This window comes from Streptomyces sp. NPDC015532 (assembly GCF_043078065.1).
GTDB lineage: Bacteria > Actinomycetota > Actinomycetes > Streptomycetales > Streptomycetaceae > Streptomyces.
This window is the reverse complement of the sequence record NZ_JBIBSY010000015.1, coordinates 173,278-187,540: the sequence shown is the minus strand read 5'-3', so window position 1 is coordinate 187,540 and position 14,263 is coordinate 173,278. Positions and strand designations below refer to the sequence as shown.

Below are 14,263 nucleotides of genomic sequence, written 5' to 3'. Positions count from 1 at the left end.
GCGGAGCGTGGCACGATGCGAAGGTGACTCGGTCCCTGGCAGGAAACGGCTACTTCGACGGCGGTGGCCGCCCCGGATCTCGCAGGGCCTGCTGGTGCCCGGCTGCGTGCGCCGCCGGGCAGGGCGAGGAGTCATCGTGAATAGCGCCCACAGCCATGGATTGGACGAACACCCCACCGTACTGGCCGAGTTGGCCGCCGGACGCGTCGAGTACCGCTTCGACCGGCGCAGCCCGGCCACCGTCGTGGTCTTCTACGGCGGGCACATGCGCGCGGGGCTCTCGCTGGGCGAGGAGGTGTTCGCCGAAGCCGGATGCTCGCTACTTGTGCCGTCCCGCCCTGGGTACGGCCGTACGCCGGTCTCGACCGGAGGATCGGCCGGCGCTTTCGCCGATGTCACCGCCGCGCTCTGCGCCCGCCTGGGAATCACCGAAGTCGCCGCCGTAGTCGGCGTATCGGGCGGCGGACCCACCGCGGTGGCGATGGCGGCACGCCACCCCGCCCTGGTCCAAAGGCTGATCCTGCAAAGCGCCGTCGGACCGCTGCCCTGGCCCGACCGCCGTACCCGCATCGGCGCCCAGATCGTTTTCGCACCGCACACGGAGCGCGTTTCCTGGGCCCTCGTCCATTCCCTCGTGCGGAACGCGCCCAACGCCAGCCTGCGGATGCTGCTGCGCGACCTCACTCTCCTGCCCGTACGGGACGTGGTGGCGGGCCTTCGGCCGGAGGACCGGGCGAGGCTGATCGCACTGTTCTCGCGAATGAGATCGGGGCGAGGGTTCACACGCGACCTCAAGGAGCTTGCTACCACCGGAGACTTGGCGGGTCATGCGGGCCAGGTCTCCCAGCCCGCTCTGGTGATCGCCACCCGGCAGGACGCGGCAGTGCGGTTCGCCCACGCCGAGGCACTCGCCGCCGCCCTCCCGCACACCGAGCTGCTCGAAAGCCGCGCCGACAGCCACCTCATCTGGTTCAGCCCAGACTGGCCCCTGATCACCGAACAGATCCACGCCTTCCTCACGGACGGTCCGCCAGGGACCTCACAGCAGCGCTGACTGAGCTGGTGCCGGGCTCGCATTGGACGGGGTACACGTCGATGCCGAGGCGGGCGCAGCGGCAGAGAGACGTTCATCCCGGAGCGTAAGAAGAAGAACGAGGCCAGCAGGGCGAAGGCGACGACACGGAAGCGCTGTTGGGTGGCGCGGTGTCGGGCGAAGGTGCGGGCCTGCGCCGATGAGTCTTGCGCTTCGGTCGCTACGTCACCGTCGTGGCCGACAGACCCTGGTCGTCCGCTGTCGGTCCGGGAGCCACCGGCAGCGTAAGGACCATGGTGAGGCCGCCGCCGGGCGTGTCCTCGGCGTTGAGGGTGCCGCCCATCGCCTCGGCAAAGCCGCGGGCGACGGCCAGCCCGAGGCCCACCCCCGTGCCGCGCGGTGCGTCGCCGTAGCGCTGGAAGGGCGCGAAGATACGGTCCTTGGCCTCGTCGGGGACACCGGGGCCGCGGTCGACCACCCGGACCTCCACGCGGTCGGCCATCGCGGAGGCCGAGACCAGGACCGGTTCGCCGGCCGTGCTGTATTTCACGGCGTTTTCGACGATGTTGGCGACGGATCGCTCCAGCAGGCCTGGATCGACCGCGACCATGGGCAGCGTCTCGGGGATCTCCAGTTCCACGCTGTCCTCGGGCACTCCGCCGAGCGCCATCGGCACGACTTCGTCCAGGTCGATCTGCCGGACGATCGGAGTGACCGTGCCGGTCTGCAGCCGGGACATGTCGAGGAGGTTGCCCACCAGATGGTCGAGCCGGTCGGCGCCCTCCTCGATGGCCTCCAGCAGCTCCGCCTGGTCCTGTTCCGACCACTCGACATCGTCCGAACGCAGCGAGGTGACGGCGGCCTTGATGCCGGCGAGCGGGGTGCGCAGATCGTGGCTGACGGCGGCGAGCAGGGCGGTGCGGATGCGGTTGCCCTCGGCCAGTTCCTTGGCCTGGTCGGCCTCGGACTGGAGTCGTTGGCGGTCCAGGACCACTGCGGCCTGGGCCGCGAAGGCGGCCAGGACGCGCCGGTCCTCGGCCGGCAGGACGCGGCCCGACAGGGCGAGCGCCATGTGGTCGCCGACTGGCACGTCGACGTCGGCGTTCTCGGGCAGGGCGGGCGGCCGCGGCCCCACGCTGCCTGCGCAGGTCCAGGGAGCGACGTCACTCTCGCGCTCCAGCAGAGCCGCCGACTCCATGCCGAAGGTCTCGCGCACCCGTTCCAGCAGGGCCTCCAGGCTGGTCTCGCCGCGCAGCACATTGCCCGCCAGGAAGGAGAGGATCTCCGACTCGGCACGCAGCCGTGCCGCCTGATGCGTACGCCGGGCCGCCAGGTCCACGACTGATGCGACCGACACCGCTACACCGAAGAAGACCGCGATGGCGACGATGTTCTCCGGGTCGGCGATCGTCCACGTGTGGATCGGGGGTGTGAAGAACCAGTTCAGCAGCAGCGAGCCCACCGACGCCGAGGCCAGGGCGGGCTGGAGTCCGCCCAGCAGTGCCGCGGCCACCGTGAGCGAGAGGAACAGCAGCATGTCGTTGGCGAGGCCGACGCCGGGGGCGGAAGTACTGAGGAGCAGGGTGAGCAGGGCCGGTCCGCCGAGCCCCACCAGCCAGCCCCAGATGATCCGGGAGCGGCCCAGCCTGGCGCCCCGGGACACGGGCAGGCCGCGGCCCTTGCCCGCCTCGTCGTGGGTGATCAGGTGGACGTCGAGGTCTGGACCGGATTCCCGGGCCACCGTCGCGCCGACGCCGGGTCCAAAGACGTACTGCCAGCCTTTGCGACGGGACACCCCGAGGACGATTTGCGTGGCGTTCACGCCGCGCGCGAAGTCCAGCAGGGAGACGGGGATGTCGTCGCCGACCACGTGGTGGAAGGTGCCGCCCAGGTCCTCGACCAGCGTGCGCTGGACGGCCAGTTCCTTCGGCGAGGCATTGGTCAGCCCGTCACTGCGGGCGATGTAGACGGCCAGGACTTCACCGCCCGCCCCCTTCTCCGCCAGGCGGGCCGCACGGCGGATCAAGGTGCGTCCCTCCGGACCGCCGGTCAGCCCGACGACGATCCGCTCCCGGGATCCCCAGATCTTGGAGACCCGGTGTTCGCTGCGGTACTCGTTCAGGTATTCGTCGACCCGGTCCGCGACCCACAGCAGCGCGAGTTCGCGCAGGGCCGTGAGATTGCCCGGCCGGAAGTAGTTGGACAGGGCCGCGTCGACCTTGTCGGGCTTGTAGATGTTGCCGTGCGCCATCCGGCGGCGCAGCGCGGGCGGCGACATGTCGACCAGCTCGATCTGGTCCGCCCGCCGCACCACCTCGTCCGGCACGGTCTCGCGCTGCCGCACACCCGTTATCGACTCGACGACGTCACCCAGCGACTCCAGGTGCTGGATGTTGACGGTGGAGACGACGTCGACACCGGCGGCGAGCAGCTCCTCCACGTCCTGCCAGCGCTTGGCGTTGCGGGAGCCGGGCACGTTGGTGTGGGCGAGTTCGTCCACCAGGGCGACGGCCGGGGCGCGGCGCAGCACGGCGTCGACGTCCATCTCCGTGAAGACGCCGCCCCGGTACTCCAACTCCTTGCGCGGAACCTGCTCCAGGCCGTGCAGCATCACTTCGGTGCGGGGGCGGTGATGGTGCTCCACGAAGGCGACCACACAGTCCGTCCCCCGCTCGACGCGACGGTGTGCCTCGGAGAGCATCGCGTAGGTCTTGCCGACGCCCGGTGCAGCGCCGAGGTAGATCCGGAGCTTGCCGCGTGCCATGTCATCCCTCGAAGCGGTAGCCCATGCCGGGCTCAGTGATCAGATAGCGGGGGTGGGCGGGGTCCGCTTCCAGTTTGCGTCGCAGCTGGGCCATGTAGACCCGAAGGTAGTTGGTCTTGTTGCTCTGGGAGACACCCCAGACTTCCTGCAGGAGCTGCCTCTGCGTGATGAGGCGGCCCGGGTTGGTAACCAGGATCTCCAGCAGATGCCACTCGGTCGGGGTGAGCCGCACGTCGCGGCCGCCTCGTGCGGCCTTCTTGGCCATCAGATCGATGGTGAAGCCATCGGTGGTGACCAGCGTCGTCTCAGGAACGAGAGGTACCGCTTCCGTGCGGCGGACGGCGGCGCGCAGGCGCGCCAGCAGCTCGTCCATGCTGAACGGCTTGGTGATGTAGTCGTCGGCACCCGCGTCCAGGGCCGCCACCTTCTCCTCCGAGGCCCGCCGGGCGGACAGCACCAGGATCGGGACACGGGTCCAGCCGCGCAGCGCCTTGATGACGTCGACGCCGTCCATGTCGGGCAGGCCCAGGTCGAGTACGACCACATCGGGCTGGCGCGCGGCGGCCAGCCGGAGGGCCGTGGCGCCGTCAGGCGCCGCGTCCACTCCGTACTGCCGTGCCTGCATGTTGATCACGAGGGCCCGTACGAGCTGCGGGTCGTCCTCCACCACCAGCACCCGGCTCATCGGTGTGCGGCCTTCCTGTCATCGGTGGGGTCCGGGCCTTCCGGACGACCGCGGGAGCCGGCAGGGCGGGAAAACCCGCACCGCCGACTCCCAGCCGCCTGTCCGCGTAAGCCCATCAGTTCTTTGCCAGTTCCTTGAGCGCGATGTTGAGCTCAAGGACGTTGACGTGGGGCTCGCCGAGGAAGCCGGCGCTCCGTCCGTCGCTGTGGTCCTTCACCAGCGTCTGAACCTGCGCGACGGTCAGACCGTTCGCCTCGGCGACCCGCTTGACCTGGATGTCCGCGTACTTCGGGGAGATGTCCGGGTCGATCGCGGAGGCGGAGCCGGTGACCGCGTCCTTGGGGACGTCGGACTCGGGTACGTGGTTGAACTCGGCGACCTGCTTCTTCGTCGCCTTGACCGCCTTGACGAGCCGCGGGTCGCCGGCGCCGAGCTGGCTGGAGCCGGTGGCCAGCGGGTCGTAGTTGCTGTTCGACGGCCGGCCCTGGAACCACTTGGGGTCCGGCTTGTCGGTTCCCTTGATGTTCCAGCTCTGGCCGATCAGCTTGGAGCCGACCTCCTTGCCGTCGACCTTCACCATCGAGCCGTTGGCCTTGTCGTGGAAGGCCAGCTGTCCGATGCCGGTCACCACCAGCGGATAGATGACACCGGTCACGACCGTGAGGACGAGCAGCATGCGCAGCGCCGCCCACACCATGCGCCCGGTGTTGACTACGGAGTTGTTCATGCTGATCAGCCGATTCCGGGGATGAGGGAGATGAGCAGGTCGATGATCTTGATGCCGATGAACGGGGCGACCAGGCCGCCGAGGCCGTAGATCCCGAGGTTGCGCCGCAGCAGCTTGTCGGCGCTGACCGGCCGGTACTGCACACCGCGCAGGGCGAGGGGTACCAGCGCGATGATGATCAGTGCGTTGAAGATGACGGCGGAGAGGATGGCGGAGTCGGGCGAGGACAGGTGCATGATGTTGAGCTTGTCCAGGCCCGGGTAGACGGCGGCGAACAGCGCCGGGATGATCGCGAAGTACTTGGCGACGTCGTTGGCGATGGAGAACGTCGTCAACGCGCCCCGGGTGATCAGCAGTTGCTTGCCGATCTCGACGATCTCGATGAGCTTGGTGGGGTTGGAGTCCAGGTCCACCATGTTCCCGGCCTCCTTGGCGGCCGAGGTTCCGGTGTTCATGGCCACGCCCACGTCGGCCTGGGCCAGCGCCGGGGCGTCGTTGGTGCCGTCGCCGGTCATCGCGACGAGCTTGCCGCCGGCCTGCTCGCGTTTGATGAGGGCCATCTTGTCCTCGGGGGTCGCCTCGGCGAGGAAGTCGTCGACACCCGCCTCCTCGGCGATCGCCTTGGCGGTCAGCGGGTTGTCACCCGTGATCATGATGGTCTTGATGCCCATCCGGCGCAGTTCGTCGAACCGCTCGCGCATGCCTTCCTTGACGACGTCCTTCAGGTGGATCACGCCCAGGACCCGGGCGCCCTTGTCGTCCTCGACGGCCACGAGCAGCGGCGTGCCGCCCGCCTCGGAGATCCGGTTGGCGAGGGTGTCCGCGTCGTCGGAGACCCGGCCGCCCCGCTCCTTGACCCAGGCGATGACCGAGGCCGTAGCGCCCTTGCGGACCTTCCTGCCGTCCACATCGACGCCGGACATGCGGGTCTGGGCGGTGAAGGCGATCCACTCGGCGTGCGCCAGCTCACCCTGGTGCCGCTCGCGCAGCCCGTACCGCTCCTTCGCCAGGACGACGATGGAGCGGCCCTCGGGTGTCTCGTCGGCCAGCGAGGAGAGCTGCGCGGCGTCGGCGACCTCGGCCTCGGTGGTACCGGTGACCGGCACGAACTCCGAGGCCTGGCGGTTGCCGAGTGTGATGGTGCCGGTCTTGTCGAGCAGCAGCGTCGACACGTCGCCCGCGGCCTCGACCGCCCTGCCGGACATGGCGAGTACGTTGCGCTGGACCAGTCGGTCCATGCCCGCGATGCCGATCGCGGAGAGCAGGGCGCCGATGGTGGTCGGGATCAGGCAGACCAGCAGCGCGATCAGCACGACCATCGTCAGGTGCGTGCCCGCGTAGTCGGCGAACGGCGGCAGGGTGGCCACCGCGAGCAAGAAGACGATGGTGAGGGACGCGAGGAGGATGTTCAGCGCGATCTCGTTGGGCGTCTTCTGCCGGGCCGCGCCCTCGACCAGGGCGATCATCCGGTCGATGAAGGTCTCGCCGGGCTTCGTCGTGATCTTGACGACGATCCGGTCGGAGAGGACCTTCGTGCCGCCGGTCACCGCGGACCGGTCGCCGCCGGACTCCCGGATTACCGGGGCCGACTCGCCGGTGATCGCCGACTCGTCCACGGACGCGACACCCTCGACCACATCACCGTCGCCGGGGATGATGTCGCCCGCCTCGCAGACGACCAGGTCGCCGATGGTCAGCTCGGCGCCTGGTACCTGTTCCTCGGTCTTGCCGTCCTTGGACAGCCGGCGCGCGACCGTGTCGGTCTTGGCCTTGCGCAGGGTGTCCGCCTGCGCCTTGCCGCGCCCCTCGGCCACCGCCTCCGCCAGGTTGGCGAAGATCACGGTGAGCCACAGCCAGGCGCTGATCGCCCAGCCGAACCAGTCGCCCGGGTCCTTGAAGGAGAAGACCGTCGTCAGGACGGAGCCGATGAGAACCACGAACATCACGGGCGACTTGACCATCACCCGCGGGTCGAGCTTGCGGAAGGCGTCCGGCAGCGACTTGACCAGCTGTTTGGGGTCGAAGAGCCCGCCGCCGACGCGCCCGTCGGGCTTGTGTCCGGTCGGTGCGTCCTGGTGGGGCGCAAGGGTCGGAGTGCCAGTGGACATGGCGTCCTGCTTCTTTACGTCGGGTTTCTGCGTGTTGGTGGTCATGACGCCAGCCCCTCGGCGAGCGGGCCGAGCGCCAGGGCCGGGAAGAACGTCAGACCGGTGATGATCAGGATCGCGCCTACCAGCAGACCGGTGAACATCGGCTTCTCGGTGCGCAGGGTGCCCGCGGTGACCGGGATCGGCTTCTGCTCGGCGAGTGAGCCGGCCAGGGCCAGGACGAACACCATCGGCAGGAAGCGGCCGAGCACCATGCACAGGCCCAGCGTCGTGTTGAAGAACTCGGTGTTGGCGCCGAAGCCCGCGAAGGCCGAGCCGTTGTTGTTGGAAGCCGACGTGTAGGCGTAGAGCACTTCGGAGAAGCCGTGCGCCCCGATGTTGGTCATGGCGTCCTTGCCGTCCGGCAGGGCCATCGCCAGCGCCGCGCCGATCAGCACCAGCGCCGGGGTGATCAGGATGTAGCAGGCCGCCAGCTTGATCTCGCGGGTGCCGATCTTCTTGCCCAGGTACTCGGGCGTACGGCCGACCATCAGGCCGGCGATGAACACCGCGATGATGGCCATGATCAGCATGCCGTAGAGGCCGGATCCGGTGCCGCCGGGCGCGATCTCGCCGAGCATCATGCCGAGCAGCAGCACGCCGCCCGAGAGCCCGCTGAATGAGTCGTGGAAGGAGTTGACCGACCCGGTCGAGGTCATCGTGGTCGAGACCGCGAACACCGAGGAGGGGCCCTCGCCGAAGCGCTGTTCCTTGCCCTCCATCGCGCCGCCCGCGAGCTGCGAGGCGGTGCCCGGGTGGGCGTACTCGAGCCAGGTCACCGCGACCACGCCGGCGAACCAGATGATGCCCATCGCGGCCACGATCGCGTAGCCCTGCTTGACGTTGCCCACCATCTTGCCGAACGTGCGCGGCAGCGAGAAGGGGATCACCAGCAGCAGGAAGATCTCCAGCAGGTTGGTGAAGCCGTTGGGGTTCTCGAACGGGTGCGCCGAGTTGGCGTTGAAGTAGCCGCCGCCGTTGGTGCCCAGGTCCTTGATGGCCTCCTGGGAGGCGACCGCGCCGGGGCTGATGGCCTGCTTGTCACCGCTGAGCGTGGTGATGGTGTGGATGTCGCCGAAGTTCTGGATGGCACCGGCCGCGATGAGCACGACCGCCGCGACCACCGAGAGCGGAATCAGGATACGGACGATGCAGCGCACCAGGTCCGCCCAGAAGTTGCCGAGGTCGCCGGTGCGGGAGCGGGCGAAACCGCGGACCAGCGCCACCGCGACGGCGATGCCGACGGCCGCGGAGACGAAGTTCTGCACGGCCAGCCCGGCGGTCTGGGTGACATGGCTCATCGCCACCTCACCCGAGTACGACTGCCAGTTGGTGTTCGACACGAACGACGCGGCGGTGTTGAACGCCTGGTCCGGACTGATCGGCTTGAAGCCGAGGGACAGCGGCAGCTTGTCCTGTACGCGCTGCAGCACGTACAGGAACAGCACGCTCACCGCGGAGAAGACAAGCACGCCGCGGAGGTAGGCGGGCCAGCGCATCTCCGCGTCCGGGTCGGCACCCACCGAGCGGTAGATCCACCGCTCGACGCGCAGGTGCTTCCTGGACTCGAAGACGGCGGCCATGTAGTCGCCGAGGGGACGGTGCACCAGGGCGAGCGCGCCGATCAGCGCGGTCACCATGAGCACATCAGCAAGAACGGGGCTCATGTCGGGGACTCAGAACCTCTCCGGGAAGATCAGGGCGAGGACGAGATAGCCCAGCAGGGCGACGGCCACGACCAGGCCGACGATGTTCTCGGCGGTCACAGCTTCGTCACCCCCTTGGCGACGAGGGCCACCAGCGCGAAGACCGCGATCGTGGTGACGACGAAGGCCACGTCGGCCATCGGGGACTCCTGAGTGAGGTTCGAATCGAGTGGATCGGACCACTACAGGGAAGCGGCCCCTCTGGCGGGATTCGGTCCCCTTAACGGTCCCCTTACGGCGGGACTGGCTGCTTTGACGCAACCCATACGCCGCCCCACGCCCGCCTTTCGAGTGATCATGACTGGCATGTGTTCACCGGCTCTGACGGCACCGGCCTCGCCTACGCCGCGGGCATCAGGGATGAGTCGGCAGCCCGTTAGCAACACGTCAAGAAACGGGGGAGCGGCGCCCTCCCGCGCCTAATGTCGGCGGCATGGGACGCCGCATTCACAGGCCCGGTATCGGCCGGTTGGACAGCGGGACCGGCGCGGCGCACGAACGCACCCTCCCGCAGAAGAGCCAGGTCTGTGACCACCGTTGGGCGAGGGACCTGCGAAGCGCGATCGCGTGCACCTCGACGTTCCTCGGTCTGCTGCTGTTGGTGGACGCTGCGGCCGGCACGTTCACCCCGGCACGCGTCGCACTGTGGAGCGGGCTCGCCCTGCTGCTCTTCCTCGTCCTGTTTCCGCCGCGAGTCACTGCGGGCGAAGGCTGGCTGGTCGTACGCACATCCCTGCGCACTCGCCGGGTGCGCACGGACCGCCTCGCTTCCGCACACACCCTGGGAAGCGCAAGCCGACGCCTGGTGCTCCGGGACTCACTCGGTGGCCGCGCAGAACTTGATCCACAGGCCCTGGTCGCCAACCCGCAGCTGTGGCACCGCGTCGGCACGGACATCCGCGTCGCGGCCACCCAGGGCCATCTGCGCCAACCCCCGGCAGCGCTGAGCGAATTGTCGGAGCAGATCGACCGGGAGACGGCCTGGGCGGTCTTCGAGATCTCCGGGCTGACAGGCGGGTCCGACGAGTCTTCAGCCCGCTAGCAAGAGCCCAATTTGCACTATTTTTCCCCATTCGGCGAAATCCTGACGGCTCCTTAACGCCTTCCCGGCCTCTCGCCCTACCATCCGGCTGCCCGTGCCCCCGGTTCCGTCCGCCGTGGCGAGCTCCCCACACCGGCGCCCCACCACCACGACAAGCCCCTGGGTCCCCAGCGGCCGTAGGCGTCGCTACTGGCCGTCGCGCTCTCCTCGTCGGTCGGACGGATGCGGCTGCAGGCCGGTCATCAGGACGTCCAGCCCACGCCGCGTCGTCGCCAGCACGACACGGTCGCCCGCGCGCAGCACCCTGCCGGCCGCGGGACGCCAGTCGAGCCCGATCCCGCCGGTCAGCGCCCCGGCCGGGGCGTCCTGCGACGGCGCGGGCAGCACGTCGATGTCAGCGGATCCGACGGCCAGCACCCGCCATTCGTTCTGCCGGAACGCCTCATAGACCGAGCTCCCTTCGAGCTCGGGGTGGCCGGCCACATCCACGACGGTGAACAGCAGCGAGCCCCGCTCCACTGGCATCACCCCCAGCACGTGGCGACCCATCATCGCGGCGGCGAAGGCCGGTGCGGCGAGCGCCGAGACGCTACGGCTGCGGGTGGGCGCGTCGGGGTAGGAGGCACGCAGGGTGCGCTGGACGGTGGCGGCGAAGTCGTCGTCGTACAGCCGCATCACCACGCGCACGCCCGGGTTGGTCTCGCGGGCGGCCATCACGATGTCGAGGTTCTCGCCGTCGTCACGGGTCAGGACGAGCAGCGACCTGCTGTGCCGGATGCGCGCCCGGTCGAGGACACGGGAACTGCTTGCGTCCTCCACAAGCAGCGGGACGCCAAGTTCGCGGGCGAGGGCGACGCCGCGCGCCTGCGGGTCCCGTTCGACGGCCACGACCTTGTGATCGGTGGTGCGGAGCTGCGCCAGCACGCGGGTGCCGATCTTGCCGAGACCGACGAGGACGATGTGGTCGGACAGGTCGTCCTCGGGCGGGTGGCTCGCTGAGGCGGTGCGGAAGGCGTCGGTGGCGTTCATGGTCGCGGCCACAACGAGCGGGAGGACGGCGAGGCCGACGAAGCCCGCGATCAGTTGCAGTATCCGGCGGGCCACGACCTCCTCGGTGGCCGGGTCGCCCATCGTGAAGATGTCCAGCAGTGGCAGGTAGATGTTCTTCCACCAGGGGTGCTCGTGCGCGAACAGGGCCGTGGCGGCGGCGAGCGCGAGCACGATCGCGGCGAGGGCGCCGAAGACCGCAATGACCTCGCGGGAGAGGAAGACCTTCCAGGGCAGGTGCGCGAGCCGCGCTCGTAGCCACCTCACGGGGCCACGTCGTGCGCGGGCGGGCGGCTCGGGTGCGTGGTGGTGGGTGACCTCTTCGAGCATCAGCCGGCCGTGCGTGAACTGCCGGTGGTAGGAGGTGCGGGTGTCCGGCAGCAGCTGGGTGCCGTCCTCACCCGGTGTCTCGGGGCTGTCCTGGCTCGCCGGATCGTCCTGGTGGGCACCGGACAGCACGGCCAGCGTCGCCAGGTCGGTCGGCCTGGCCGGTGAGCGCGCGGGCCGTACGACACCGCGGAAGACCTTGCCGTCGATCTGGAGGGTGTGGCCGTGGCCGACCGCGGCGGCCGCCACCAGTTCGGGCACGGCGGTGTCGGCGTCGGACAACACGGTGGTGGACATGTCCAGTGCCGGATCGTCGTCGCCTCCTCCCGTGGCCTCGGCTGCCGCGCGGTCCAGGAGGCGTTCCAGGTGGCGGCCGCGTTCCCGGTTGAACATGCGGATGACCAGGCGTATGGACGGGTTGAGACCGCGGGCCAGCAGCGCCGCCGTCATGTTCACCTGGTCGTCGCCGTAGGTCAGCGCGAGTGCGGCGGCACGCTCCACGCCCGCAGCGAGCAGGGTCTGTTCGTCGGGGCGCGCCGACACCTGGAGCTCGACGGGCGAGTGCGGGTCTCGGTGCAGCGCGGCGATCTCGGCTCCGTGCTCGTCGCGTCGCGACGGCAGCACGACGGTGACGGCCTCGCCGCACACGGCGTCCAGCTCGATGGCGAGCCGGTGCGCGAGCCCGTCGTCGCCGCAGATCACCATGTGCTGTGAGCGTTGGCCGACAGACGAGCCGACAGGCAGAGTTGACGTCACATCAGTCTTGAATGGCGGTGCGAGGCCGAATGGTTCCCGAAGGCGACGGGACCGGCGTCAAGATTCCGTATGCCTCGCAGCGACGCGTGTCTGTTCAGACCCGGGGCCGGGCCTGCGTCAGTCCGGCCGTGTCCAGAGCCGCGCCCGTCTGGTCGGCGAGCGTCACCGCGACCAGACGAGCCTTGAGCGACGGCACGGTCCCCGGTGTGGGGTCGAGCATGAACCGTCCGAAGTAGTGACCGTTGCCGTAGGAGCGCAGCTCGATCTCACCCTCCGGCCACCCGCCGTGGTCGACGTCCCAGTGCCGACGCCCGACCGCCACCGTGCCGTCCTGTTCCAGCCTCGGCGGCTGTCCCATCAGCGTGCCGTACTCGAAGCGGCAGCCGCGCAGTGCCAGCAGTTCGATCAGCTCGCGCCGTACGTGCTCGACCACGGCATCGGCCGATTTCGTGGACCGGGTGAGGTCGGCGGTCTCGTGGATGCGGCGGAGATGGTCGGCGTCCGTCACGGTGATCACCTCCAGCCGCCGTGCGCGGGCCGCCAGTTGCGACACGATCAGGCCGACGATCAACAGGAGTACGGCTGTCTCGATGTCGTCCGTGTCGGTCATGGTGAACCGCTCGAAGGGGCGGGTGAGGAAGAAGTCGAACCAGGCCGCCGCCGACAGCGCGGCGACCGCGCCGGCGACGCGGTTGCCGACGGCTGCGACCGCGACCACCATCACGACCAGGATCAGCGCCGCGTTCGTGTTCGACAGGTCGGTACGGAAGGGCACGAGGGCCAGTGCGACGAGAAACGGTCCTGCGAGGCCCGCCACCACGGCGAGCCGGTCCCTGAGTGGATAGCCAGTCATGTGTCCGCCACCTCCTGCGCTCATGCTCTGCCTCCTACAGTCTGCGTGCCACGGGGGTGCTCCGCCTGCTCGGCGAAGGGCAGGGACAGGACCATGGTCAGGCCCCGCCGGGAGTGTCCTCCGTGGTGAGCGTTCCGTCCATCGCTTCGGCCAGGCCCCGGGACAGTCCCAGTCTCAGGCCGAGTCCTGTGGAGTTGTCGTTGTCGCCCAACCGCTGAAAGGGCTCGAACAGCCGGTCGCGATCGCCGGCGGGCAGTCCCGGGCCTCGGTCGACGAACCGCAGCTCGACCCGTCCGGAGAAGGTGCTCGTCGGCACGAGGAGCTTGCTTCCCGGCGGAGTGTGACGGGCGGCGTTCCCGACCACGTTGTCGATCACCCGCTCCAGCAACGGCGGGTCGGCGAGCACGGGCGGTAGTTCCGCCAGGTCCCGCACCTCGACCTCGGGCGCGTCGGGGGGAAGCGAGTCGAGCAAGGTCACGAACCCTCCAACGTCACGCACGGGCGGTCGCCCGTGTCCCCCGTGCCGCTCAGTCTGCGACCGGTTACGGCCACGGACATCGTCCGTTGACGCCCTCTTGACGCCTTCTCAGGTTCGCTTGACGGGACCTTGACGCCCTCGTCGGTCAGCCCGTATGGCGCCACAAATTCTGTGCCCGGCAGGGCACTTCGAACATCGAGCCGGGCTGGATGGTTCGTTGGCCACCGGAGAAGCCACGGACGTCAGTGACATGACGACTCCCCTCCGGAAGCACCCGTCGGATGCTCACATCCGAAGCACCTCACGGCGTCCGGGCACGCGGCGGCGTTCTCGTCGTCCCACCGCCGACGTCTACGGCCCGGTCGGCACCACCTGGACAGCGACAGCTCCCGGACAGCCCAGGCACGCCATCTGGCCGCGGCCTTCCTGGCGCAGATGAGAGACGATCACGACATCCCGGTGGTGACCGCCGCCGTAGAGATCGTCCAGCTGATCGTCAGCGAAACTGGTCACCAACGCCCGCGGATGCGTGATCTTCTCGACGTCACCGACCGCCTCGGTATCGGCACCGGCCGCGGCTTCGCCGAGCGCACAGCTCTGCTGGATCGGGTGCGAGCCTACGAACAGGCCGCCGCGCAACAGCGAGAAGCTGCGGGTCCAGCTGTCCCGCGCGGAGGACTTCGCCCCCACGCTCCGCG

General features: G+C 69.3%; 11 protein-coding genes and 1 pseudogene. 2 read left to right on the top strand and 10 right to left on the bottom strand.

Features of this window, described 5'->3' with window-relative positions; translation table 11 throughout:
* The first annotated feature begins 136 nt into the window (after window positions 1-136).
* A complete protein-coding gene (locus ACF07B_RS34285; protein WP_392181799.1) occupies window positions 137-1,054 on the top strand; it encodes an alpha/beta fold hydrolase in 918 nt (305 codons plus the stop codon).
* A gap of 199 nt (window positions 1,055-1,253) precedes the next feature.
* Here the strand turns inward: ACF07B_RS34285 and ACF07B_RS34280 are convergent, their stop codons facing one another.
* From ACF07B_RS34280 to kdpF, 6 genes are all read right to left on the bottom strand, one after another.
* Window positions 1,254-3,797, bottom strand: a complete 2,544-nt coding sequence (locus ACF07B_RS34280) for an ATP-binding protein (protein ID WP_392181798.1) — start codon at window positions 3,795-3,797, stop codon at window positions 1,254-1,256.
* A 1-nt stretch (window position 3,798) separates the two neighbouring features.
* Complete coding sequence (locus tag ACF07B_RS34275) at window positions 3,799-4,482, bottom strand: response regulator (protein WP_266763258.1); 684 nt, start codon at window positions 4,480-4,482, stop codon at window positions 3,799-3,801.
* A 115-nt stretch (window positions 4,483-4,597) separates the two neighbouring features.
* A complete protein-coding gene (gene kdpC / locus ACF07B_RS34270; RefSeq protein ID WP_392181797.1) occupies window positions 4,598-5,209 on the bottom strand; it encodes a potassium-transporting ATPase subunit KdpC in 612 nt (203 codons plus the stop codon).
* Window positions 5,210-5,214: 5 nt separating this feature from the next.
* A complete protein-coding gene (gene kdpB / locus ACF07B_RS34265) occupies window positions 5,215-7,362 on the bottom strand; it encodes a potassium-transporting ATPase subunit KdpB (RefSeq protein WP_392181796.1) in 2,148 nt (715 codons plus the stop codon).
* A complete protein-coding gene (gene kdpA, locus ACF07B_RS34260; RefSeq protein ID WP_392181795.1) occupies window positions 7,359-9,023 on the bottom strand; it encodes a potassium-transporting ATPase subunit KdpA in 1,665 nt (554 codons plus the stop codon). Before kdpA ends, kdpB begins: the two co-directional genes overlap by 4 nt.
* A gap of 9 nt (window positions 9,024-9,032) precedes the next feature.
* Window positions 9,033-9,122 (bottom strand): K(+)-transporting ATPase subunit F, encoded by a 90-nt coding sequence (kdpF, locus tag ACF07B_RS34255; protein ID WP_016434100.1) that lies wholly within the window; start codon window positions 9,120-9,122, stop codon window positions 9,033-9,035.
* Between the two features lie 373 nt (window positions 9,123-9,495).
* Between kdpF and ACF07B_RS34250 the strand changes: the two genes are divergently transcribed.
* A complete protein-coding gene (locus tag ACF07B_RS34250; RefSeq protein ID WP_392181794.1) occupies window positions 9,496-10,104 on the top strand; it encodes a hypothetical protein in 609 nt (202 codons plus the stop codon).
* Between the two features lie 186 nt (window positions 10,105-10,290).
* Here ACF07B_RS34250 and ACF07B_RS34245 read toward each other — a convergent pair whose 3' ends face one another.
* The 4 genes and pseudogenes from ACF07B_RS34245 to ACF07B_RS34230 all read right to left on the bottom strand — a co-directional run bounded on the left by ACF07B_RS34245 (window position 10,291) and on the right by ACF07B_RS34230 (window position 14,255).
* Entirely contained in the window at window positions 10,291-12,183 is a 1,893-nt protein-coding gene (locus tag ACF07B_RS34245) for an NAD-binding protein (RefSeq protein ID WP_392181793.1), read from the bottom strand.
* Between the two features lie 145 nt (window positions 12,184-12,328).
* Complete coding sequence (locus tag ACF07B_RS34240; protein ID WP_392181792.1) at window positions 12,329-13,087, bottom strand: DUF4118 domain-containing protein; 759 nt, start codon at window positions 13,085-13,087, stop codon at window positions 12,329-12,331.
* Between the two features lie 20 nt (window positions 13,088-13,107).
* A pseudogene (locus ACF07B_RS34235) lies at window positions 13,108-13,538 on the bottom strand (sensor histidine kinase); the annotation flags it as partial.
* Between the two features lie 378 nt (window positions 13,539-13,916).
* On the bottom strand, window positions 13,917-14,255 hold the full coding sequence (locus ACF07B_RS34230; protein ID WP_392181791.1) for a hypothetical protein: 339 nt from the start codon (window positions 14,253-14,255) through the stop codon (window positions 13,917-13,919).
* Window positions 14,256-14,263 lie beyond the last annotated feature (8 nt).

Excerpts from the sequence above, each read along its gene's own strand:
- ACF07B_RS34280 (WP_392181798.1), bottom strand. The coding sequence starts at position 3,797 with ATGGCACGCGGCAAGCTCCGGATCTACCTCGGCGCTGCACCGGGCGTC.
- ACF07B_RS34275 (WP_266763258.1), bottom strand. The coding sequence starts at position 4,482 with ATGAGCCGGGTGCTGGTGGTGGAGGACGACCCGCAGCTCGTACGGGCC.
- kdpC (WP_392181797.1), bottom strand. The coding sequence starts at position 5,209 with ATGAACAACTCCGTAGTCAACACCGGGCGCATGGTGTGGGCGGCGCTG.
- kdpB (WP_392181796.1), bottom strand. The coding sequence starts at position 7,362 with ATGACCACCAACACGCAGAAACCCGACGTAAAGAAGCAGGACGCCATG.
- kdpA (WP_392181795.1), bottom strand. The coding sequence starts at position 9,023 with ATGAGCCCCGTTCTTGCTGATGTGCTCATGGTGACCGCGCTGATCGGC.
- ACF07B_RS34250 (WP_392181794.1), top strand. The coding sequence starts at position 9,496 with ATGGGACGCCGCATTCACAGGCCCGGTATCGGCCGGTTGGACAGCGGG.
- ACF07B_RS34245 (WP_392181793.1), bottom strand. The coding sequence starts at position 12,183 with ATGGTGATCTGCGGCGACGACGGGCTCGCGCACCGGCTCGCCATCGAG.
- ACF07B_RS34240 (WP_392181792.1), bottom strand. The coding sequence starts at position 13,087 with ATGACTGGCTATCCACTCAGGGACCGGCTCGCCGTGGTGGCGGGCCTC.